Source organism: Candidatus Ishikawaella capsulata Mpkobe, from assembly GCF_000828515.1.
Lineage (GTDB): Bacteria > Pseudomonadota > Gammaproteobacteria > Enterobacterales > Enterobacteriaceae > Ishikawella > Ishikawella capsulata.
The window spans coordinates 463,894-486,218 of the sequence record NZ_AP010872.1 but is presented as its reverse complement, the minus strand read 5'-3'; the positions used below and the strand labels follow the sequence as shown (position 1 = coordinate 486,218).

The 22,325-nt window shown below is 31.5% G+C and carries 19 protein-coding genes; 9 read left to right on the top strand and 10 right to left on the bottom strand.

What is annotated here, in order from left to right:
* Nucleotides 1–6 precede the first annotated feature (6 nt).
* The 6 genes from pheT to thrS all read right to left on the bottom strand — a co-directional run bounded on the left by pheT (nt 7) and on the right by thrS (nt 6,762).
* Nucleotides 7–2,394 (bottom strand): phenylalanine--tRNA ligase subunit beta, encoded by a 2,388-nt coding sequence (pheT, locus tag ICMP_RS02075; protein WP_041069448.1) that lies wholly within the window; start codon nt 2,392–2,394, stop codon nt 7–9.
* 12 nt (nt 2,395–2,406) lie between these two features.
* Nucleotides 2,407–3,390 (bottom strand): phenylalanine--tRNA ligase subunit alpha, encoded by a 984-nt coding sequence (gene pheS / locus ICMP_RS02070; RefSeq protein ID WP_041069446.1) that lies wholly within the window; start codon nt 3,388–3,390, stop codon nt 2,407–2,409.
* A gap of 182 nt (nt 3,391–3,572) precedes the next feature.
* Entirely contained in the window at nt 3,573–3,932 is a 360-nt protein-coding gene (gene rplT, locus ICMP_RS02065; RefSeq protein ID WP_041069443.1) for a 50S ribosomal protein L20, read from the bottom strand.
* Between the two features lie 54 nt (nt 3,933–3,986).
* A complete protein-coding gene (rpmI, locus tag ICMP_RS02060) occupies nt 3,987–4,184 on the bottom strand; it encodes a 50S ribosomal protein L35 (RefSeq protein ID WP_041069439.1) in 198 nt (65 codons plus the stop codon).
* A gap of 106 nt (nt 4,185–4,290) precedes the next feature.
* Nucleotides 4,291–4,830 carry a translation initiation factor IF-3 gene (gene infC / locus ICMP_RS03355; protein ID WP_069888624.1) on the bottom strand — a complete coding sequence of 180 codons (540 nt, stop codon included), beginning with the start codon at nt 4,828–4,830 and terminating at the stop codon, nt 4,291–4,293.
* A gap of 3 nt (nt 4,831–4,833) precedes the next feature.
* Nucleotides 4,834–6,762: a threonine--tRNA ligase gene (gene thrS / locus ICMP_RS02050; protein WP_041069432.1), complete on the bottom strand. Its 1,929-nt coding sequence runs from the start codon at nt 6,760–6,762 to the stop codon at nt 4,834–4,836.
* Between the two features lie 417 nt (nt 6,763–7,179).
* Here thrS and ICMP_RS02045 point away from each other — a divergent pair, with 417 nt between their 5' ends.
* Complete coding sequence (locus ICMP_RS02045; protein ID WP_041069429.1) at nt 7,180–8,010, top strand: alpha/beta fold hydrolase; 831 nt, start codon at nt 7,180–7,182, stop codon at nt 8,008–8,010.
* 21 nt (nt 8,011–8,031) lie between these two features.
* On the opposite strand, the gene leuD is transcribed toward ICMP_RS02045, so the two are convergent.
* Genes leuD through leuA form a run of 4 tightly spaced genes read right to left on the bottom strand, consistent with a single transcriptional unit; the run spans nt 8,032 to nt 12,705 of the window.
* Complete coding sequence (leuD, locus tag ICMP_RS02040; protein WP_041069426.1) at nt 8,032–8,631, bottom strand: 3-isopropylmalate dehydratase small subunit; 600 nt, start codon at nt 8,629–8,631, stop codon at nt 8,032–8,034.
* A 10-nt stretch (nt 8,632–8,641) separates the two neighbouring features.
* Nucleotides 8,642–10,045, bottom strand: coding sequence for a 3-isopropylmalate dehydratase large subunit (gene leuC / locus ICMP_RS02035; RefSeq protein ID WP_041069423.1), 1,404 nt, complete (start codon nt 10,043–10,045; stop codon nt 8,642–8,644).
* Between the two features lies 1 nt (nt 10,046).
* Entirely contained in the window at nt 10,047–11,138 is a 1,092-nt protein-coding gene (gene leuB, locus ICMP_RS02030) for a 3-isopropylmalate dehydrogenase (RefSeq protein ID WP_041069420.1), read from the bottom strand.
* Between the two features lie 7 nt (nt 11,139–11,145).
* Complete coding sequence (gene leuA / locus ICMP_RS02025; RefSeq protein ID WP_041069417.1) at nt 11,146–12,705, bottom strand: 2-isopropylmalate synthase; 1,560 nt, start codon at nt 12,703–12,705, stop codon at nt 11,146–11,148.
* A gap of 478 nt (nt 12,706–13,183) precedes the next feature.
* Here leuA and ilvI point away from each other — a divergent pair, with 478 nt between their 5' ends.
* The 8 genes from ilvI (at nt 13,184) to mraY (ending at nt 22,324) form a co-directional block, all read left to right on the top strand.
* Complete coding sequence (ilvI, locus tag ICMP_RS02020; protein ID WP_084121312.1) at nt 13,184–14,908, top strand: acetolactate synthase 3 large subunit; 1,725 nt, start codon at nt 13,184–13,186, stop codon at nt 14,906–14,908.
* A gap of 2 nt (nt 14,909–14,910) precedes the next feature.
* On the top strand, nt 14,911–15,402 hold the full coding sequence (ilvN, locus tag ICMP_RS02015) for an acetolactate synthase small subunit (protein WP_041070131.1): 492 nt from the start codon (nt 14,911–14,913) through the stop codon (nt 15,400–15,402).
* A gap of 61 nt (nt 15,403–15,463) precedes the next feature.
* On the top strand, nt 15,464–16,402 hold the full coding sequence (gene rsmH / locus ICMP_RS02010) for a 16S rRNA (cytosine(1402)-N(4))-methyltransferase RsmH (protein WP_041069414.1): 939 nt from the start codon (nt 15,464–15,466) through the stop codon (nt 16,400–16,402).
* The gene (gene ftsL / locus ICMP_RS02005) at nt 16,403–16,753 is read left to right on the top strand and encodes a cell division protein FtsL (RefSeq protein ID WP_052456825.1); all 351 of its coding nucleotides are present in this window, start codon (nt 16,403–16,405) and stop codon (nt 16,751–16,753) included. It begins immediately after the preceding gene.
* Nucleotides 16,731–18,395, top strand: coding sequence for a penicillin-binding transpeptidase domain-containing protein (locus ICMP_RS02000; RefSeq protein ID WP_041069411.1), 1,665 nt, complete (start codon nt 16,731–16,733; stop codon nt 18,393–18,395). The genes ftsL and ICMP_RS02000 overlap by 23 nt, the downstream gene beginning before the upstream one ends.
* Before the next feature lie 20 nt (nt 18,396–18,415).
* A complete protein-coding gene (gene murE / locus ICMP_RS01995) occupies nt 18,416–19,900 on the top strand; it encodes a UDP-N-acetylmuramoyl-L-alanyl-D-glutamate--2,6-diaminopimelate ligase (protein WP_041069408.1) in 1,485 nt (494 codons plus the stop codon).
* Nucleotides 19,897–21,270 carry a UDP-N-acetylmuramoyl-tripeptide--D-alanyl-D-alanine ligase gene (murF, locus tag ICMP_RS01990; RefSeq protein WP_041069404.1) on the top strand — a complete coding sequence of 458 codons (1,374 nt, stop codon included), beginning with the start codon at nt 19,897–19,899 and terminating at the stop codon, nt 21,268–21,270. The genes murE and murF overlap by 4 nt, the downstream gene beginning before the upstream one ends.
* On the top strand, nt 21,251–22,324 hold the full coding sequence (mraY, locus tag ICMP_RS01985) for a phospho-N-acetylmuramoyl-pentapeptide-transferase (RefSeq protein WP_041069401.1): 1,074 nt from the start codon (nt 21,251–21,253) through the stop codon (nt 22,322–22,324). Before murF ends, mraY begins: the two co-directional genes overlap by 20 nt.
* Nucleotide 22,325: the final 1 nt, after the last annotated feature.

Here is a 22,325-nt window from a genome sequence, read left to right as displayed (position 1 = left end):
AATACCTCACCTCAAGATTGCCTGAAATTTTTTCTCTAAAGCTGCTACACAACGAGATACAGTTGCCATAATCTCTTTTTCCTCAAGAGTGCCATTCGAATCTTGTATAATTAAGCTAATAGCAAGGCTTTTATAACCTTTATTGATATTATTACCATGATATACATCAAATATTTTTACATCAATTATTTGATCTATATTAACTTTTTTACAAACTTTAATTATATCTCCCGCTGGGACTGTTTCAGGAACTATAACACATATATCTCTATGATTTGCGGGAAAACGAGAAATATCACGGGCCTTAGGAGATATGCGATCTATAATCCTATCCCATATTAGTTCAAAAATAAAAGTACTATTATTAATATTCAATTGATGAGCTAATATTGGTGATATTTCTCCAATTAAGCCAATTTGGTGTTCCCTTAAATAAATTCCCGCACTTTTACCAGGATGTAGAGCTGGATTTTTACTGGGACGAAATTCGATGTCATTCAATTTATTAGATAATTCTAATACTGATTCTAAATCTCCTTTTAAATCGTAAAAATCAAAAAAATGATTATTATGATCCCAGTTTTCTTTATAGTAACTACCTGTCAATATCCCTCCTATCATGAATTCTTGACGTATACCTAAGTTGTTATTCTTATCTGGAATAAAACATAAGCCAGTCTCAAATAAACGTATATAGCTTTGCTGACGATTCTGATTATATAATACAGCACTTACTAACCCAGTCCATAAGGAAAGACGCATAACAGACATTTCTTTAGAAATAGGTTTAGGTATAATAATTGCTTCTTCATTAGGATGTAAAAGTGTTTGTATTTTAGGGTTAACAAAACTATAAGTAATTGCTTCTTGATATCCTTTATCTACCAACAGTTCTTTGACCCTTCTTAAAGATATTTTAGATCCATTATGTTTCCCCATCACTAAATTAATTTTTATCGGCCTATTAGGTATATTATTATAACCGTATAATCGAGCCACTTCTTCGATAAGATCTTCTTCTATAGTAAGATCCGAACGCCAGCTAGGTACAACAGTTGTCCATTGATCCCCATATTGAGTGACTTCACAGCCTATGCTCTGCAAAATACTTATAACTAATTGATTTTCTATAGAATAACCAATTACATTATCTAATTTTGAACGACGTAAATTAATAGTGATCCTAAGTGGTAATAGATCCTGATGAGTTTTATCAATAATTGGTCCTGCTTTACCTCCACAAATATCCAGTATTAATTGGGTAGCTCTTTCAATGGCCTTATATTGTAGTTCGGGATCAACACCACGTTCATATCTATGTGAGGCATTGGTATTTAATCCATAACGACGTGCACGACCTATAATTGCCAGTGGGTTAAAGTAAGCACATTCCAATATGATATTTTTAGTATATTTATTAATACTAGCTTGCTGTCCACCTGAAATACCTGCCAAAGCTAATATTTTTTTTATATCAGATACTACCAAAGTATCGCTATGCAATTTTATTATATTGCCATTTAATAAAACAAAACCTTCTCCCTCTTGTGCCATACGAATGAAAATATTTTCATTAATTTGGTCTAGATCAAACGCATGCATAGGTTGCCCTAATTCTAATAATACATAATTCGTTATATCCACTACAGGATCTATAGCATAAATTCCAGAACGACGTAATTTTTCCTTTATGCTTAACGGAGTATGTGCATTAATATTAATGCCTTGGATTACTCTACTTAAATAACGTGGACACGACGCCGGAAATGTTACATAAATGGGAAAAATTTCCTTAGTAGTGGCTTTTACCGGTGAAATATTTGGTTCTATTATCGATGTTTTATTTAATATTGCGATTTCACGAGCAATTCCTAAAATACTTAAGCAATCCGCGCGATTTGGTGTAATCTTAATATCGATTATATTATCATCTAATTTTAGATATTCTCTAATATTAGTACTTATAGGAGCATTTTCTGGAAGTTCGATAATAAGTGGTGTGCAAGGGTTGATGATTCCTAATTCCGAAAAAGAACATAACATTCCTTCTGAAATTTCATCTCTTATATATCTTTTTTTTATTTTTAAATTACCTGGCAATAAAGCACCTACTGTAGCTACCGCTACTTTTATACCTAGACGACAATTTGCAGCACCACATACTATATTTAAAGGGTTATTTTTTCCTATATCTACAGTAGTTAATTTTAAATAATCTGCTTTAGGATGAGGTTTACAATGAACAATTTTTCCAATTACTACTCCATTAAAATCATCAGTAAATTTATTGACTGTTTCTACTTCAATTCCTGCCATTGTCATTTGTTCTACTAATATTGAGCTATTGCAACTAATATTAACCCATTCCCGTAGCCAAATTTCACTGAATCTCATTCTATATCCATACTATTTAAATTGCTCAAGGAAACGTATATCATTTTCAAAAAAAGCACGTAGATCTTTTATTCCATATCGTAACATTGTTAAACGTTCTATTCCAATACCAAATGCAAATCCTGAATAAATTTCAGAATTGATGTTTACATTGCGCAAAACATTAGGATGTATTATACCACATCCAATAACTTCTAACCATTTTCCATTTTGATCTTTTATATCAATTTCAGCAGATGGTTCTGTAAATGGGAAATAGGATGGACGAAACCTAATTTTCAGCTTTTCTTCAAAAAAGTTATCTAAGAAATCATGTAAAATTCCTTTTATGTTGCTCAAACTAACATTACTATCAACTAGTAAGCCTTCTATTTGATGAAACATAGGAGTATGAGTTTGATCGTAATCATTACGATAAACACGCCCGGGAGAGATTATCCTAATCGGAGGTTGTTGATGTGCCATAACTCTGATTTGAACATTTGAAGTTTGAGTACGTAACAATTTTTTAGAATCTAACCAAAATGTATCATATTCACTTCGTGCAGGATGATAACTAGGTATATTCAGTGCATCAAAATTGTAATAAGTATCTTCAATTTCAGGTCCGAATGAAACTAAGAAACCCAATTCCATGAAAAAAGTTTCTATGCGATTAATTGTTTGTGTAACTGGATGTAAATTACCATTTTTGATACGCCGTCCCGGTAAAGAAATATCTATTTTTTCTGATATTATACGCGATTTTATTTCGTTTAGCTGTAGTAATTTTTTACGGGCATTAATAAGATCTAATAGTTGTTTTTTTGCCGCATTAATAGCTGCTCCTACTACAGGCAGTTGATCTATTGGTAATTCACGTAATTTTTTCATCTGTATAGTTAAGTGTCCCTTTTTACCTAAATAATTAGTACGTACAGTCTCAAGACTATAAATATCATTCGCTGTATTAATATCAGCGATAGCTTGAAATACCAATTTTTCCAGTGGAGACATAAATTACTCTTTTTTATAGATGATTTTTGGTTGATATTAACATACTCTATTTTTTAGAAATATTTATGACCAAGATGCGGTTATTTATAATAAAAAATTAATAGTATGAATATTAAGTAGTGCATGCTAAAACATTTTTTATTATTAATCTTATTATAAAGAACTTTTTCCATCAAATTGATTTATGCAGCTATGGCTAATTGTACTTTTTTGATTAGAGCTGTAAAAGCAATTTTGTCGAAAATAGCTAGGTCAGATATCATTTTACGATCAATATTAATAGATGTTTTTTTCAAACCATATACAAATTGGTTATAAGAGATACCATGTTGACGAACAGCCGCATTTATACGAGTGATCCATAGTTTACGAAATTGACGTTTGCGCTGACGACGATCACGGTACGCATATTGCCCAGCTTTGATAACAGCTTGAAAGGCTACACGGTACACGCGTGAACGTGCTCCATAATAACCTTTAGCTTGTTTTAAAATTTTTTTATGACGTGATCTGGCTATTACTCCACGTTTTACACGAACCATAGATGCTCTCCTGTGTTATATAATATATTTAGCTTCTTTTCCTACTTAACAACACTACATATACGGTAAGCATTTAATAACTAAAGATAAATCACCTTTATAAATTAATTCTTTGGCACGTAGATGACGTTTGCGTTTTGTAGATTTTTTAGTCAGAATATGACGTAAATTTGCATGTTTATATTTTAAGCTACCGGAAGCCGTTTTTTTAAAACGCTTTTTTACACTGCGAACAGTTTTAATCTTGGGCATATTGCAAGCATCCATATTACAATAATATTAAATATGTTAACAAAAACCGCGCGACATAAATAACATTCATAGTATGAATAAAAACGCACGGTTTTTTATAAAAATTCTAAATTTTCTTAGGTGATAGTAACATTATCATTTGGCGCCCCTCTATTTTGGAAGGAAAATATTCAACTATAGATAATTCGTTAAGATCATTTTTTAGACGATGTAAAACTTTCATTCCTATTTGTTGATGAACAACTTCACGACCGCGAAAGCGGAGAGTAATCTTCACCTTATCACCATTTTCTAGAAATTTGATTAAATTTCGTAATTTAACCTGATAATCACTTTCATTAGTATTTGGTCTGAATTTAATTTCTTTAATATTGATTACTTTTTGCTTTTTTTTCTGTTCTTTAGAAGATTTATTTTTTTCGTAAATAAATTTTCCATAATCCATAACACGACATACTGGAGGGGTTGCATTAGGACTAATTTCTACTAAATCTACTCCAGCTGCTTCAGCTTGTTCTAAAGCTTCATGTATATTAAAAATACCAATATACTCGCCATCAACATCTGTTAAACGAACTTCTGTAGCTCTTATTTCTCTATTGATGCGATTAGGACGTATTGATTGTACTCTTTTTACACCTTTAATACTTTATTCCTCCAATTCATCAAGATATCTATTTTTAATTTCTTTTTGTACTTTTTCCAGGAATACATCTATATTCATTGAACCTAAATTTTTACCATGACGCGTACGCACAGCAACTGTACCTGATTCTATTTCTTTATTTCCACAGATTAGCATATAAGGTACACGAGATAATGTATAATGACGAATTTTAAAACTTATTTTTTCATTTCTTAAGTCTGATTGAGCGCGAATACCTCTTTCTTGTAAAATTTTTGTTATGTTTTTGACATAAATCTTTTGATTATCGGCTATATTCATAACTACCACTTGTATAGGAGCGAGCCAACAAGGGAAAATACCCCTAAATTCTTCTGTTAAAATACCAATAAACCGTTCTAATGAACCTAGTATAGCGCGATGTATGATTACACATATTTTACTCTGGTTATTTTTATCAATATAACTAGCATTTAAACGCTGAGGTAAGAAAAAATCTAACTGAATTGTCCCGCATTGCCAAGGACGGTCTATACAATCATACAATATAAACTCTATTTTAGGACCATAAAAAGCCCCTTCTCCCAATTGAACAGTAAAAGAAATATCTTGTGTTTTTAATGCCGTTACTAAACTGTTTTCCGCTAAATTCCATAGTTCATCTGTACCAATGCGTTTTTCTGGACGAGTAGATAATTTAACAAAAATTTTTTTAAACCCAAAAGTGCGATATGTATTGTATATCATTACAATGCAATTATTAACTTCATCATGTATTTGTTCATTAGTACAAAATATATGTGCATCATCTTGAGTAAACTCCCTTATACGCATTAGCCCATGCAATGCTCCAGAATATTCATTGCGGTGACAACTGCCAAATTCTGCAATACGTACAGGTAGATCACGATAAGATTTTATTCCCTGTTTAAATATTTGTACATGAGCTGGGCAATTCATAGGTTTTATACAATACTCGCGATTTTCTGAAGAAGTCGTAAATATGGCTTCTTTGTAATTTTCCCAATGACCTGTTTTTTGCCACATTACTTTATCCATCATCATCGGGGTTCTTACTTCTTGATAATGATATTCTTTTAACTTATTTCGAATAAAATCTTCTAGTTCTTTTAAGATTATCCATCCACAATGATGCCAAAAGACCATACCTGGAGAATCTTGCTGCATATGATATAATTTAAGTTCTTTACCAATTTTACGATGATCACGTTTTGTGATTTCTTCTAAACGTTGTAAATGGTTAGTTAGTTGTTCTTTATTTGCCCAAGCGGTACCATATATACGTTGTAACATCTTATGATTTTTGTTTTTACGCCAATAGACGCCGGAAATATTTTGTAATTTAAAATAACTACAAAAACTTATACTTGGAACATGAGGACCACGAGACATATCAACATATTCTTCATGAAAATACATATTTACAACATCTGTCTGTTTAACCTTTTCATTAAGAAGCGTAATTTTGTATATTTCCCCAGTATTTTTAAATATATTAATCGCCTCTTTGCAAGAATATTGCTTTTTAATAATACTATAATTACTTTTTACTAGTTGATGCATTATTTTTTCTACAAGATTAAGATCTTTAGTAGTTAGTGTAAAGTTTAAATCAATATCATAATAAAAACCATTTTCTATAGTTTTTCCCATTGCCATTCTCGCATCTGGCCATAACTTTTTAATGGCACGTGCCAGTAAATGTGAGCAAGTGCGACGAATGATTTCTAAACTATCTTCATCTGTAGAAGTAACGATTGATAATATTGAATTTTCATGAATAACATCTACCGCATCAACTAATTTGCCATTAACTCGTCCAGCAACACATATTTCCGATAACTCAGAACTAATATCTCTGGCGATATCTAGAATACTTATTTTATCTTGATAAAAGCGATTACTTCCATCAGGAAAAGTGATAATAGGCATTTAATATCCTTATATTGCAGTAAATATAAAAATCTACATGCAATACTGACTAAGAAAACATATTCACAAATATTCTATTAATGCACAGGACTAACGCTTAGTCTTATTCAGCAGGCATTATTAATAAATGTTTTAATTTCATGACATTTGAATATGATTTTTATGTTATAAACAATTGTTTAAAATTGTGAAAAACATAAGTAATTTATAAAACACTATTTATATATAGCAATACTAATTATTTCTACTAAATTAAAATTAAGTACTTATTTTATATATTTTACTATTAAATTAATTAGTATTATAATGCATAATATGCTACTATTCAATAGTATTGACGATACTAGTTAATAATTTATAAAATTACAAGCCCCATATGGGGTATATGGCATCTTTGTATTAAATAAGGGTGAATTTATGTCTATTTTTAGAACACAAGATGGCGTTAATCTATATTATAAAGATTGGGGTCAAGGGCAACCTATACTATTTAGCCATGGCTGGCCCTTAAATGCAGATATGTGGGATGTGCAAATGAACTTTTTTGCTGAACGCAATTATCGAACTATAGCATTTGATCGTAGAGGTTTTGGTAGATCTGATCAGCCATGGCAGGGATATGATTATAATACATTCACAAGTGACCTTCATGCACTCATTGAATATTTACAATTATCTGATATTATTTTAATTGGTTTTTCTATGGGTGGTGGAGAAGTATCCAGATATATTAGTACTTACGGGTCTAAAAGAATAAAAGCATTAATTCTACTTGGTTCAATAACTCCTATTTTAAGAAAAACTAATAGATATACCTATGGAGTTGAACCTTCTGTTTTTGATAACATTAAAAAGCACTTATTTAAGGATCGTGCTCAATTTATTAAAGATTTTGCTGATTTATTTTATGGTAATAGTAATAATACTGGGCATAAAATATCTCAAGGCATATTGACCCACATGCTAAATATGGCATTATTAGCTTCTTTAAAAGCTACAGTTGATTGTGTAACAGCATTTTCTGAAACAAATTTTAGTGCTGATTTAGAAAAAATTGATGTACCTACCTTAATAATTCATGGATCTGGTGATCAAATAGTACCTTATAAAAGCACCAGTAAAATGGCACATAAACAAATTAAGAGTTCTATGCTTAAAATTTATGAAGGTGCTCCTCATGGATTTACTGTAACTCATCAGGATTCTCTTAATAAAGATTTATTAGAATTTTTAGCAAAAATAAAATGAAATTTTATTAACATGTACTTCTTATAGAAAAATAAAGTTCTCCTTTTCATAACGAGAAATTGATTCTTCATGTTCAAGGGTTATACTAATACGATCAAATCCATTAGCTATACAATAGCGATAAAAACTGTTTATCTTAAAAAGATAAACTTTTTCTTTGGTTATAATTTCTTGTTTTTCTAGATCTACAGTAAAACTAATACCTGGATTATCTAAAACTATTTTAAACATTTCTTCTATTATTGTATGATTCATTTTAACTAATAACAGCTGGTTATTGTAACTGTTATTATAAAATATGTCTGCAAAACTTGGAGCAATAATCACACGAAACCCGAAATCAGTTAATGCCCAATGAGCATGTTCACGTGATGAACCACACCCAAAATTTTCTCTTGTTAATAAAATAGTGGCATTTTGGTATTTACCTTGATTTAATAGAAAATCTTCATTTAATACATTCCCTAAATCATCTTTAAATCTCCAATCATGAAAAAGATGCTTGCCAAATCCAAATCTAGTAACTTTTTGTAAAAATTGTTTTGGGATAATAATATCAGTGTCAATATTGGCTATATTTAATGGAGCCACTATTCCAGTGTGTCTTTTAAAAACGTTCATAATTAAATCTCTATCGTAAAATATCTCTAATGTCTGAAAAATGACCATTTATCGCAGCAGCAGCTGCCATAGCAGGACTGACTAAATGAGTGCGTCCACCACGCCCTTGCCTTCCTTCAAAATTACGGTTGCTAGTTGAAGCACAGCGTTCTCCTGGCGAGAGTTTGTCGTCATTCATTGCTAAGCACATAGAGCAACCTGGCAAACGCCATTCAAATCCAGCTTGAATAAATATTTCATCTAAACCTTCTGATTCTGCTTGATTTTTTACTAGACTAGAACCAGGAACAACTAATGCAGTAACTCCTGATGCCACTTTGTTTCCTTTAGCTATTGCTGCAGCAGATCTTAAATCTTCAATACGCGAGTTAGTACAAGAACCGATAAAAACTTTATCAATCTTTATAGATGTTAGTTTAATTCCTGGTTTAAGAGCCATGTAAGCAAGGGCATTTTTTGCTGATATACGTTCAATTGGATTAGAAAAAATATTTGGATGTGGAATAACTTCATCTATAGCAATAACCTGTCCGGGATTAGTGCCCCATGTAATTTGCGGTGCAATTTTATTTGCTTGCAATTTTACTACACAATCAAATTTAGCATCCGTATCCGATTTTAAAGTATACCAGTATTCTAGAGCTGCTTCTAATTGTTTACCTGTAGGAGAAAAATTACGGTTTTTTAAATAATCAAAAGTGGTTTGATCGGGTGCCACTAAACCGGATTTTGCTCCCATTTCAATAGCCATGTTACACAATGTCATTCGACCTTCCATAGTCATTTGTGATATTGCTTTTCCACAAAATTCTATTACATACCCTGTTCCTCCGGAATGACTAATTTTGCCTATAATTGCAAGAGCAATATCTTTTGCTGTAATACCTAAACAGGTATCACCCAATAGCTCTATTTTCATAGATTTAGCACGTTGCTGTTGCAAAGTTTGAGTAGCTAAAACATGTTCGACTTCGGATGTACCAATACCGAAGGCTAATGCCCCGAATGCTCCATGAGTTGCAGTATGAGAATCTCCACATACGATAGTCATTCCAGGAAGAGTTATACCTTGCTCTGGGCCAATAACATGAACGATACCTTGATAAGGATGATGTAAATCATATAGTTGTATACCAAACTCCTCACAATTTTTAATTAATTGCTGCATTTGAATCCGAGCCATTTCACCACATGCATAAATGTTTTTTTTTTGCGTAGACACATTGTGATCCATAGTTGCAAAGGTTTTCAATGGTTGACGAACCGTACGTCCTTTAGCTCTTAAGTTATCAAAAGCCTGTGGAGAGGTTACTTCATGAATGAAATGTCGATCTATATAGATTATTGGCATGTTATTAACATCTTCATGAACAATATGAGCATTAAATAATTTCTGATATAAAGTCTGTCCCATTTTATTTGTCCTCAGTAATAAATTGAGCAATTAAACTACCCATTTCATCTGTATTAACAGTAGGACCATTATCGGATAAATCACGTGTTCGATATCCCCTTTTCAATACCTTAATGACCGCATTTTCGATGCTATTAGCAGCCTCATTAGCTTGTAAGCTGTAACGTAACAGTAAAGATAAGGATAAAATTTGAGCTATCGGGTTAGCAATATTGCAACCAGCTATATCAGTAGCAGATCCTCCTGCAGGTTCATATAAACCAAAACCTGTATCATTAATACTTGCAGAGGGAATCATACCTATTGAACCAGTTAGTGCAGCACATTCATCAGAAATGATATCACCAAATAAATTAGAACAAAGCAATACATCGAATTGTGATGGTGCTTTAATAAGCTGCATTGTGGCATTGTCAATAAACATATGATTCAGTGTAACATCAGGATAATCTTGTGCAATTTCATTAACAATTTCCCGCCACATGATAGAAGTTTGTAGTACATTAGCTTTATCTACAGAAGTAACTTGAGATCTTCTCTGACGTGCAAGATCGAATGCAATCCGGGTAATGCGCTCTATTTCAAGACGTCTATACATTTCAGTATCAAATGCATATTCATTTATACCTGTTCCTTGACGTCCTTTTGGATTACCAAAATAAATGCCACCGGTTAATTCACGTACACAAAGGATATCAAAGCCTTTATATGCAATGTCTGTTCTTAAAGGAGATAATTTTTCTAACCCTTTATAAAGTACTACAGGTCTCAGATTACTAAAAAGTTTAAAGTATTTACGTATTGGTAACAATGCACCTCTTTCAGGTTGTTTCATTATAGGTAAATTATCCCATTTTGGACCTCCTACTGAACCAAAAAGAACAGCATCCGCTTTCTTACATCCTTGTAATGTTGCCGGAGGAAGTGCTTGACCTGTGTTATCTATAGCAATACCTCCCACATCATATTTATGTGTTGTGATATGCATATTAAATTTTTGACAAATCGCATCTAATACTTTCATAGCTTGAAGCATAACTTCTGGGCCAATACCATCACCAGCTAATACTGCTATCTCAAAGTTTTTACACATAAATGTATCATTTCCTTATATCAGTGTGAAATTTACGTTGTAATTCTTTTTCAACTTGTTTCGCTTTCCAAATATTATTAAGAGCATTAACCATAGCTTCTGCAGAAGACTCTACAATATCTGTTGCTAAACCTACACCATGAAATTTACGCTCATTGTAACTAATAACAATATCAACTTGCCCTAATGCATCTTCTCCGTGTCCTTTAGAAGTTAATTTATAATTTACTAATTTAACATTAAATTGTGTGATACGATGAATTGCTTGATATATTGCATCAACAGGTCCATTGCCAGTTGCAGCTTCAGCTTTTGATATTTCTCCACATACTAATTTAACTAAAGCAGTAGCAGTAATTGTTGATCCTGATTGAACATTGAATTCTTTTAGCTGAAAATGCTCTGTTTCTTCATTTTGTTGATTAATAAAAGCTAATGCTTCTAAATCATAATCAAATACTTGACCTTTTTTATCGGCTAATTTAAGAAATGCTTCATAGAGTGTATCTAAATTATAATCACTTTCTTTATATCCCATCTCTTTCATACGATGTTTTACTGCCGCACGACCCGAACGGGATGTTAAATTTAATTGAATTTTAGGTAACCCAATTATTTCAGGCTTTAAAATTTCGTAATTTTCTCTATTTTTAAGAACTCCATCCTGATGAATCCCAGAAGAATGTGAAAACGCATTAGAGCCAACTATAGATTTATTGGCCGGGATGGGCATATTACAAATTTGACTAATAGTTTGACTAGTCCTCCAAATTTCATTATGATTAATGTTAGTATGTACATTAAAAATTTTTTGCCGAGTTTTGAACGCCATAATCACTTCTTCTAACGCACAATTTCCAGCTCTTTCACCTAAACCATTTATGGTTCCCTCTATTTGACGAGCTCCTGCATATATAGCAGAAATCGCATTACCAGTTGCCATACCAAGATCATCATGAGTATGGACTGACAAAATTGATTTAGTAATATTAGGCACCCGATGAATTAATTGACTAATAATATTTGCATACTCATTAGGTAATGTATATCCCACGGTATCAGGTATATTAATAGTTTTAGCTCCTGCATTAATAGCAGCTTCTACTATACGACATAAATCATCAATAGGAGTACGTCCACCATCTTCACATGAAAATTCTACATCATCCGTATATTTACGAGCATACTTAATCATTTTTACAGCTAGATCAATTACCTCAGGTAACGTACTACGCAATTTAGTTACAATATGCATAGGTGAGGTTGCAATAAAAATATGAATACGAAAATATTTAGCAATTTTTAGTGCTTCATAAGCAGCATTAATATCTTTTTCAACACAACGTGCTAATCCACAAACTAGACTATTCTTTATCTTTCTAGCAATAGTTTTTACAGCTTCAAAATCGCCTGGTGAAGAAACTGGAAATCCTACTTCTATTACATCAACACCCATGCGCTCTAGAGCTAAAGCTATTTGCATTTTTTCTTTTACACTCAAGCTAGCTTGTAATGCCTGTTCTCCGTCTCGCAGAGTAGTATCAAAAATAACAATTCTATGACTCATCATAGTTATCCTTTTTAGGTTATTGGACTCCGCTTGAGTAATTGGGATAAAACGAGCAAGTAGGAAAAATTAAGAAGATTAATAGATCTGAATGTATTCATGGTAAATATATGATACCTAATACTGAAGTAAAATTCATTTAAGATGAAACATGGATGGTTAGATTAAATCTTATTTTATATATTGGTACTGTAATTAATGTTCTATGTCAACTACAACACATTTGAAGTGAATGTATCATACCATTGAGTATTAATATATATTAAACAATAATATAAAAATATTTTATTATAAATATATAATAAAAAAACATTTTAATATATAAAACATATAAAGCATATAATATTGTATATTATATCATTAATGGATATATTTACTTATTAAAATAATATTTAATCGGAATTATAAATATGTATTAATAAATAATTATGGGTTAATTTTTGTTAGTAGCTTATGCTTCTTAAATCTGGAGGAAAACATGGAGATGTTATCAGGAGCCGAAATGGTTATTCGTTCCCTGATTGATCAAGGCGTAAAACAAATATTCGGATATCCAGGCGGAGCAGTACTTGATATTTATGATGCTCTGGAAACAGTTGGTGGAATTAACCATATTTTAGTTCGTCATGAACAAAGTGCAGTGCATATGGCAGATGGATATGCACGTGCTACGGGAAAAGTAGGAGTAGTTCTTGTAACTTCTGGACCTGGTGCAACCAATGCAATTACTGGAATTGCTACCGCTTATATGGATTCTACTCCTATAGTAGTCATATCCGGACAAGTTTCATCTTCATTAATTGGTTATGATGCTTTTCAAGAATGTGATATGGTTGGTATTTCTCGACCAGTTGTTAAACATAGTTTTTTGATAAAAAATACAGAAAACATTCCTATAATAATCAAAAAAGCATTTTGGCTAGCTTCTACGGGACGTCCAGGTCCAATTGTGATTGATTTACCTAAAGATATTCTTAAGCCTTCAAATAAATTGCCTTATATTTGGCCCAGCAGTATTAGTATGAGATCTTATAATCCTACAATTCAAGGACATAAAAGACAAATAAAAAGAGCCTTGCAAACATTATTGTCATCACAAAAACCAGTCATATATTTAGGGGGAGGAGCTATTAATTCTGCTTGTGGAGCTGAATTAATTCAATTAGTAAAAATACTCAACATTCCGGTAACAACTTCTCTAATGGGATTAGGCGCTTTTCCAGGAACTAATAAAAAATGCCTTGGAATGCTTGGCATGCATGGTACTTATGAAGCCAATATGGCAATGCATAATGCTGATTTAATTTTTGGTATTGGTGTACGTTTTGATGATAGGACTACTAATAATTTAATGAAGTATTGCCCATCTGCTATTATCATGCATATTGATATTGATCCTACATCTATCTCGAAAACTGTCAAGGCCGATATACCGATAGTCGGTGATGCAAAACAAGTATTAAAACAATTTATTGAATTACTTCAACAAAAAAATATTAATTATAAAAATAATAGGTTGACTGAATGGTGGCATTCTATTGATGTATGGCGCCGGCGTAAATGTTTAGAATTTGATCGTAAAAGCAACTATATTAAACCGCAATTAGTGATTAAAACTATATGGAATTTAACTCAAGGACAAGCATATATTACCTCTGATGTAGGACAACATCAAATGTTTACTGCCTTATATTACCCTTTTGATAAACCGCGTAGATGGATTAATTCTGGTGGTCTTGGAACTATGGGCTTTGGTTTACCAGCAGCTTTAGGAGTAAAAATAGCTTTACCTAAGGAAACAGTTATTTGCATAACTGGAGATGGCAGTATCCAAATGAATATTCAAGAGTTATCTACAGCATTACAATATAAATTGCCTGTTTTAGTACTCAATTTAAATAACAGTTTTTTGGGTATGGTAAAACAATGGCAAGATATGATTTATTCAGGTAGACATTCGCAATCTTATATGGAATCATTACCAGATTTTATAAGATTAGCCGAAGCTTACGGCCATATCGGTATATCTATAAAACATCCAACAGAATTAGAAAACAAATTAAAGCTTGCTTTAGAAGAAGTAATGAAAAATAGATTGGTATTTGTCGATATTATGGTAGATTGTAATGAACACGTTTATCCTATGCAAATTCGAGGTGGTGGCATGAATGAAATGTGGTTAAGTAAAACAGAGAGGACATGATTATGCGTCGTATTCTTTCAGTTTTATTAGAAAATGAATCCGGTGCATTATCTCGGGTGGTCGGATTATTTTCTCAACGAGGATATAATATAGAAAGTTTAACAGTAGCTCCTACTGAGGATCCTACTTTATCATGTATGACTATCCAAACTATGGGAGATGATAAGGTATTAGAGCAAATTGAGAAGCAACTTCATAAATTAGTAGATGTTTTACGGGTCATACAACTAAAAGACGGATTTTATGTTGAACGTGAAATTATGTTAATAAAACTGCAAGCTCCTCAAAATATACGTGAAGAAATTAAAAGTAATGTAGAAATATTTAGAGGAAATATTGTCGATGTTACTCCTTTAATTTATACAGTACAACTTGTTGGAACTAGTACTAAATTAGATGTTTTTTTAAATATTGTTCGTGATATTACTGAAATAATTGAGATTGTTCGTTCCGGTGTATTGGGTATTTCTCGTAATAATCGTTTTCCACGTTAATTAAAAATTTTATGTAGTATTGCATTTATATTATGTATTAAATAGTAAACTTAAATTAACCATGCAAAAACATGAACATATACCAGTATTTTTACATGAGGCGATAAACGGCCTTAATATTGTTAGCGATGGTATTTATATAGACGCTACATTTGGACGAGGTGGTCACTCTTGCCTAATTCTTTCTAAGTTAAATAAAAAAGGAAAACTCATTTCCATAGATAGGGATCCAGAAGCAGTTGCTACGGCTTCTAGAATAGAAGACTCGAGATTTTCCATCATATATGGACTGTTTTCTAATTTAGAGAAATATGTTATTGAACACAAATTAATGGGAAAAATAGATGGTATTTTATTAGATTTAGGGGTATCTTCACCTCAATTAGATATTGCAGAAAGAGGTTTCTCTTTTATGAAAGATGGACCACTTGATATGCGAATGGATCCGCTACATGGCTATTCAGCTGCGGAATGGTTAAAGGATGCAAAAGAAACTGATATTGCATATGTTCTTAAAATATATGGAGAAGAAAGATTCGCTAAACGTATTGCACATGGTATAGTAGAATATAAAAAAAGACAACCCATTACCAGTACTAAAGTACTGGCTGACATTATAAGAAAAGCGATACCTTTTAGAAAACAATTTAAACATTCTGTAACTCGGAGTTTTCAAGCTATAAGAATTTTCATTAATAATGAATTAGGAGAAATTGAAAAGGTGCTTCACGGTTCACTAAAAGTACTTAAGCCAAAGGGACGACTAGTAGTAATTAGTTTTCATTCTTTAGAAGATCGTATTATTAAATATTTTATTAAAAACTATAGTAATGATAGAATATTCCCGCCTAAATTACCAATAACAGAAGACAAAATAAAAGAAATAAATCAAAAAAAATTTAAAATTATAGTGAAAATGGTCGCTAACAAAATGGAGATAAATAAAAATTATCGAGCACGTAGCGCCATAATGAGAATTGCTGAAAGGACTGTCCAGTAAGTGAAACCACATAATTTACCCGCTATCATCATAGATGATTTAGTTAACTTTAGTAAAGTCTCATTGTTATTACTTGCTTTAGTTTTATTATCTGCTTTTATGGTACTTGAAACAACATATCAAACACATGTTCTTAAATTAAAGGAAAAAACACTTTATTTAGAAAATAATCGGCTCGATATGACTTGGAGAAATTTAATTTTAGAATCAACTTTTCTCAGTGAGAGTTCTAACATAGAAAGCAAAGCAATAAAAGAGTTGCATATGCAATATATCGATCCTATGACAGAACGAATCGTCTTAGAAGAACAAGGAAAACTTAAGTTAAATGAACCACAGAAACATAGCTAGAAAACAGTTCATTAAACGTTTTCATGTAGTGTGTGGAGGTATAGTTGCAACAGTATTTAGCTTAGTATTGCGTGTTACTTGCTTACAAATAATTGGATTTATAAAAACATCAGACACAATCCAATATATATCTCCAAGATCTAATAATACCCGTGGCATGATTTTTGACAGATTCAATAATCCTATTTCAGTAAGCATACCAGTACAGGATATTGGATTAGATTTAAGAAAACTATCCTATCCTGGAGAGATAAAAAATAATAAACGTTGGCAAGCATTAGCAGAGGTACTTGAAATTCCTCTGGATAAATTGTGTGCACTTATATCTACACATATCAGTAATCATCCTCAAATACATTTTATGTATATTGCGAGACAAATTAGGAATCCTATTGCAGATTACATTAAAAAGCTAAAATTACCTGGTATTTGTTTCAACAACGGAACCCGTCGTTACTATCCAATTGGAGCAGACACTGCTAATTTAATTGGATTAACAGATATTGATGGTAAAGGGATCTCTGGTATTGAACAAAGCTTTAATAGTTTACTTTCGGGTAATTTATGTAATCGAATCTCTCAAAAAAATAAAATGATAAAATCTTGTGGGACAACACGGCCGCAAAATATAACTCTTAGTATTGATAACCGTTTACAAAAAATAGCATATCGTGCATTAGATGATATTGTACATCTTAATAAAGCTGATTCAGGATGTGTTGTAATTATAGATGTTAATACAGGAGAGATATTATCCATGGCAAATAGTCCATCCTATAACCCTAATAACGTGACACACACACCACAAATGCTAATGCGTAATTATGCTATTACGGATATTTTTGAGCCAGGATCAACCATAAAACCACTAGTTTTGATGTTGGCCTTACAGCTTAAATTAGTGGAAGAAAACAGTGTAATAAATACCTTGCCATACTTTATAGGTAAATATTTAATTCGAGATGTTGGATATTATAAACAATTGAACTTAACAGGTATATTGCAAAAATCAAGCAATGTTGGAGTTTCACGTTTAGCCTTAGCTATGTCTATAGCTAGTTTATCAGATACGTATTATAAATTTGGATTATTCCAAAATACTCATACAGGATTAATTGGAGAAAAAACTGGTTCCATGAGCAAAAAACACTGGTCTGACATAGAAAGAGCAACATTTTCTTTTGGTTATGGATTCACAGTAACACCATTACAATTAGCTCAAATCTATGCGATTATAGCAACTCATGGATTAGCTAGACCATTATCAATTATTAAAGTTAATAGACCTGTGCCTGGAAAACAAATTTTTCCTGCCAATATAGTTAAAAATGTTTTGCATATGATGGAAAGTGTAGCTTTACCAGGAGGTGTCGGAATAAAAGCAGCTGTTAAAGGATACCGAGTTGCTGTTAAAACTGGTACAGTAAAAAAGGTAGGACCAAATAAGCATTACATAAATCAATATGTTGCATACACAGTAGGTATTGCTCCAGTTTCTAATCCTCGTTTTGCATTAATGGTCTTAATCAATAATCCTAAAGTGGGAGAATATTATGGAGGTAAGGTTGCTGCACCAGTATTTAGCTACATTATGACTAATGTTTTACGTGTGATGAACGTTAAACCAGATGCTTTAGTGTAAGAGTAAAATTAATAACGCAGATGCATAATTTAAAATATTTATTAGCTCCATGGGTAGTAGTATTATTGGAAAAAAAGGTACTTGGTATAAAAGAAGATAGTCGTCAGATAAAACCTGGAGATTTATTTGTCGCTATACCAGGATACCACACGGATGGTCGCTTTTTTATTGATAAGGCCATTGCGAAAGGAGCTTCAGCTGTTCTGGCGGAAACAGAAAAAAAAAATTTAGATGGATCTATTTATTATAGAGATAATGTTCCGGTCATTTATTTACAAAAATTATCACACATAATATGTGAAATAGCTAGTCGATTTTATGATTATCCTGCTAAAAAATTAGAATTAGTTGGTATTACTGGAACTAATGGAAAAACAACCATTAGTCATTTAATAGCCCAATTGGTTAATTTATTAGGAGGAAGAGGAGCAGTTATGGGTACACTAGGTAATGGTTTATATAATGAATTATTACCAACTAAAAATACTACTTCTTCTGCTATTGAAATACAAAATATTTTTAATTTTTTATTAAAAAAAGGTGCTAACGTAGTTGCAATGGAAGTATCTTCACATGGTATATTGGAGCACCGTGTATCAGGTATGTCCTTTACGGCAGCTGTATTTACAAATCTTAGTAGAGATCATTTGGATTATCATGGTAATATTAAACAATACGAATTGGCAAAGTGGCAACTTTTTGCTAAAAATAACATAAATCAAGTGATATTTAATATAGATGATAAAGTTGGTCTTAAATGGTCACAATATATACCAGATGCAATCACAGTATCTATAGAAAATAATATAAAACATGAACATATGAATCGTTGGCTAACTGCTACAAAAATATCTCATCATGATCTTGGATCTTATATTAAATTCAATTCTAGCTGGGGTTCTGGTGAATTTAGTATTAAATTAATAGGATTATTTAATGTTATTAATGTACTTTTAGCATTCACCACTCTGTTATCACTAAATTATCCTATAAAACAATTAATAAATTGTGTATCATATTTAAAATCAATTCCTGGAAGGATGGAAGTATTTAAAGCTGTAAATAAACCTACTGTTATTGTCGATTATGCTCATACACCTGACGCTTTATCAAAAGCTTTAACAGCAGTACGCTTACATTATTGTAAAGGTAATATTTGGTGTTTATTTGGGTGTGGAGGTGATAGAGATAAAGGTAAAAGACCATTGATGGGTAGAATTGCTGAAAAATTATCTGATAGAGTAGTGATTAGTGATGATAATCCCCGTACTGAATTATCTCAAAATATTATTGATGATATTTTAACAGGGTTAGTTCTTCCTCACAAAGCACTCATTATACCTAATCGTTTTCAAGCGATTAAGCATATGATAAGAAATGCAAAAAATGAAGATATTTTATTAATTGCTGGAAAAGGCCATGAAAATTATCAAATCTTTGGTAAGCATCGGATTACATATTCTGATCGTCTTACCGTAGCCCATTTATTAGAAATACCAATATGATTCCAATTTCTTTAAAAGAGATAGCAGAAATAACTAATGGTTTACTAATTGGTAAAGATTTATTATTAAAATATCTTGCAACAGATACTAGAAAATTAGAAAAGAATAGCTTATTTATTGCTTTTACAGGTAATAAATTTAATGCACATCATTTTATTAATGATGCAATCAATAAAGGTGCACAAGCATTTTTATTAAATACATATTTTCCAATTGTACAACCACAAATAATAGTAAATGATACTCAAATAGCATTTGGTAAAATTGCTGCATGGATTCGTCAGAAAGTTAAAGCTCGTATAATAGCATTAACAGGCTCTGTAGGAAAAACTTCAGTAAAAGAAATGACAGCAAGTATTATGCGTGAGTGTGGTAAAACACTTTATACTAAAGATAACTTTAATAATACTATTGGGGTTCCCATGACCCTTATAGGTTTAACCTTGGAACACGAATATGCTGTTATTGAAATAGGAGCAAATCAGATAGGTGAAATTGATTACTCTAGTCAATTAGTTAATCCAGAAAGTGTACTTATTAATAATTTAGCAGCAGCTCATTTGGAAGGATTTGGTTCTCTTACAGGTATTGCAAGAGCTAAAGCAGAAATTTTTAACCATTTACGCTCAAATGGGACGATTGTTATCAATCGTAATTGTCAATATTGTTTACAATGGCAAAAACAACTGTATATAAAAAATATTTGGAATTTCTCTTTACAAAAAGAACATAATGTAGATTTTTTTGCTAGCAATATACGGTATCAAAAATTTGGAACTCAATTTATAATGCATACCCCTAATGGTGATATTGATATCACTTTACCTCTTTTCGGTAATCACAATGTAGAAAATGCATTAGCTGCTGCTGCATTAGCTCTTTCTGTTGATATACCATTAGATAAAATACAAAATGGTTTAAAACAAACAAATTGTATAATGGGTAGATTATTCCCCATCCATCTTTCTAAAGGTAAACTATTGCTTGATGATACCTATAATGCTAATGTAGGTTCTATGACAGCTGCTATAGATGTATTAGCTCAAATGCCCGGTTATAAAATTATGGTTGTCGGTGATATGTTAGAATTAGGTCATGAAACAGATAAATATCATCGAGAAATAGGTTTAATCGCCAAGCGATCAGGAATTGATAAAATATTTAGTATTGGTTCACTGAGTAAACTCATCAGTGAAGTTAGTGGAATAGGTGAACATTTTAATCATCAAAAGTCTTTAATTGAACAATTGCTCATTTTGCTTTCTGAATATCCTACAATAACTATTTTAATAAAAAGTTCCCATAATTTTAATATGAAACCAATCATCCAAAGTTTAAAGGAAAAAAAGTATGTTAGTCTTTATGACTAATAGTTTAACTCCCTTTTATTCCTGGTTAAATAATTTTTCTAATCTTACTTTGCGTGGTGTTTTTAGTTTGTTAACATCTTTTTTTATTTCTCTATGGATAGGACCCTATTTTATTAAATATCTGAAGGATTTACAAATAAACCAAGTAATACGTGTAGATGGACCAAAATCCCATTTTAATAAATCTGAAACTCCCACAATGGGAGGTCTAATGATATTATTTTCTATTATTATTTCAGTATTAATATGGGGTTATTTAAATAATCCATACATATGGTGTGTAATACTAGTATTGCTAAGTTTTGGAATAATTGGTTTTATTGATGATTATAGCAAAGTAATTTCTAATGATCCTAGAGGACTATTCGCCTGTTGGAAGTATCTTTGGATGTCGTTAATTTCGTTAACGGTAGTTATTTTTGTGTTCAGGCTGAATAAAAATACATCCTTAATCATGCCATGTATAAAACATACTCTCCATCTACCTGGATTAGTGTATATATTGTTAAATTATTTCGTAATAGTGGGTACAGGAAATGCGGTAAATTTAACCGATGGATTAGATGGTTTAGTTATTATGCCTACAATATTCATTGCAGGAGCTTTTTCTTTAATTGCATTAATCAGTAGTAATATAAATTTTGCTAAGTATTTTCATCTACTGTATTTGCATAATTCCAGTGAATTAGTCATTTGTTGTACTGCTATTATGGGTTCAGGATTAGGTTTTTTATGGTTTAATGCTTATCCAGCAAAAATTTTTATGGGTGATATAGGTTCTTTATCTATCGGTGGAGCACTAGGTACTATTGCTGTTTTATTAAGGCAAGAATTATTGTTGATGATTATGGGAGGTATTTTTGTTATAGAAACTGTTTCTGTAATATTACAAGTAGCATGTTTTAAAATATACGGTAAGCGTATTTTTTATATGGCACCTCTTCATCACCATTATGAATTAAAAGGTTTTAGTGAGCCATGTATCATTGTGCGTTTCTGGATTATTTCTTTAATATTAGTCTTAATAGGTTTAGTTAGCTTAAAGATACGTTAAA

Coding starts and splice junctions, on each gene's coding strand:
- pheT (WP_041069448.1), bottom strand. CDS start 2,394: ATGAGATTCAGTGAAATTTGGCTACGGGAATGGGTTAATATTAGTTGC.
- pheS (WP_041069446.1), bottom strand. CDS start 3,390: ATGTCTCCACTGGAAAAATTGGTATTTCAAGCTATCGCTGATATTAAT.
- rplT (WP_041069443.1), bottom strand. CDS start 3,932: ATGGTTCGTGTAAAACGTGGAGTAATAGCCAGATCACGTCATAAAAAA.
- rpmI (WP_041069439.1), bottom strand. CDS start 4,184: ATGCCCAAGATTAAAACTGTTCGCAGTGTAAAAAAGCGTTTTAAAAAA.
- thrS (WP_041069432.1), bottom strand. CDS start 6,762: ATGCCTATTATCACTTTTCCTGATGGAAGTAATCGCTTTTATCAAGAT.
- ICMP_RS02045 (WP_041069429.1), top strand. CDS start 7,180: ATGTCTATTTTTAGAACACAAGATGGCGTTAATCTATATTATAAAGAT.
- leuD (WP_041069426.1), bottom strand. CDS start 8,631: ATGAACGTTTTTAAAAGACACACTGGAATAGTGGCTCCATTAAATATA.
- leuC (WP_041069423.1), bottom strand. CDS start 10,045: ATGGGACAGACTTTATATCAGAAATTATTTAATGCTCATATTGTTCAT.
- leuB (WP_041069420.1), bottom strand. CDS start 11,138: ATGTGTAAAAACTTTGAGATAGCAGTATTAGCTGGTGATGGTATTGGC.
- leuA (WP_041069417.1), bottom strand. CDS start 12,705: ATGAGTCATAGAATTGTTATTTTTGATACTACTCTGCGAGACGGAGAA.
- ilvI (WP_084121312.1), top strand. CDS start 13,184: ATGGAGATGTTATCAGGAGCCGAAATGGTTATTCGTTCCCTGATTGAT.
- ilvN (WP_041070131.1), top strand. CDS start 14,911: ATGCGTCGTATTCTTTCAGTTTTATTAGAAAATGAATCCGGTGCATTA.
- rsmH (WP_041069414.1), top strand. CDS start 15,464: ATGCAAAAACATGAACATATACCAGTATTTTTACATGAGGCGATAAAC.
- ICMP_RS02000 (WP_041069411.1), top strand. CDS start 16,731: ATGAACCACAGAAACATAGCTAGAAAACAGTTCATTAAACGTTTTCAT.
- murE (WP_041069408.1), top strand. CDS start 18,416: ATGCATAATTTAAAATATTTATTAGCTCCATGGGTAGTAGTATTATTG.
- murF (WP_041069404.1), top strand. CDS start 19,897: ATGATTCCAATTTCTTTAAAAGAGATAGCAGAAATAACTAATGGTTTA.
- mraY (WP_041069401.1), top strand. CDS start 21,251: ATGTTAGTCTTTATGACTAATAGTTTAACTCCCTTTTATTCCTGGTTA.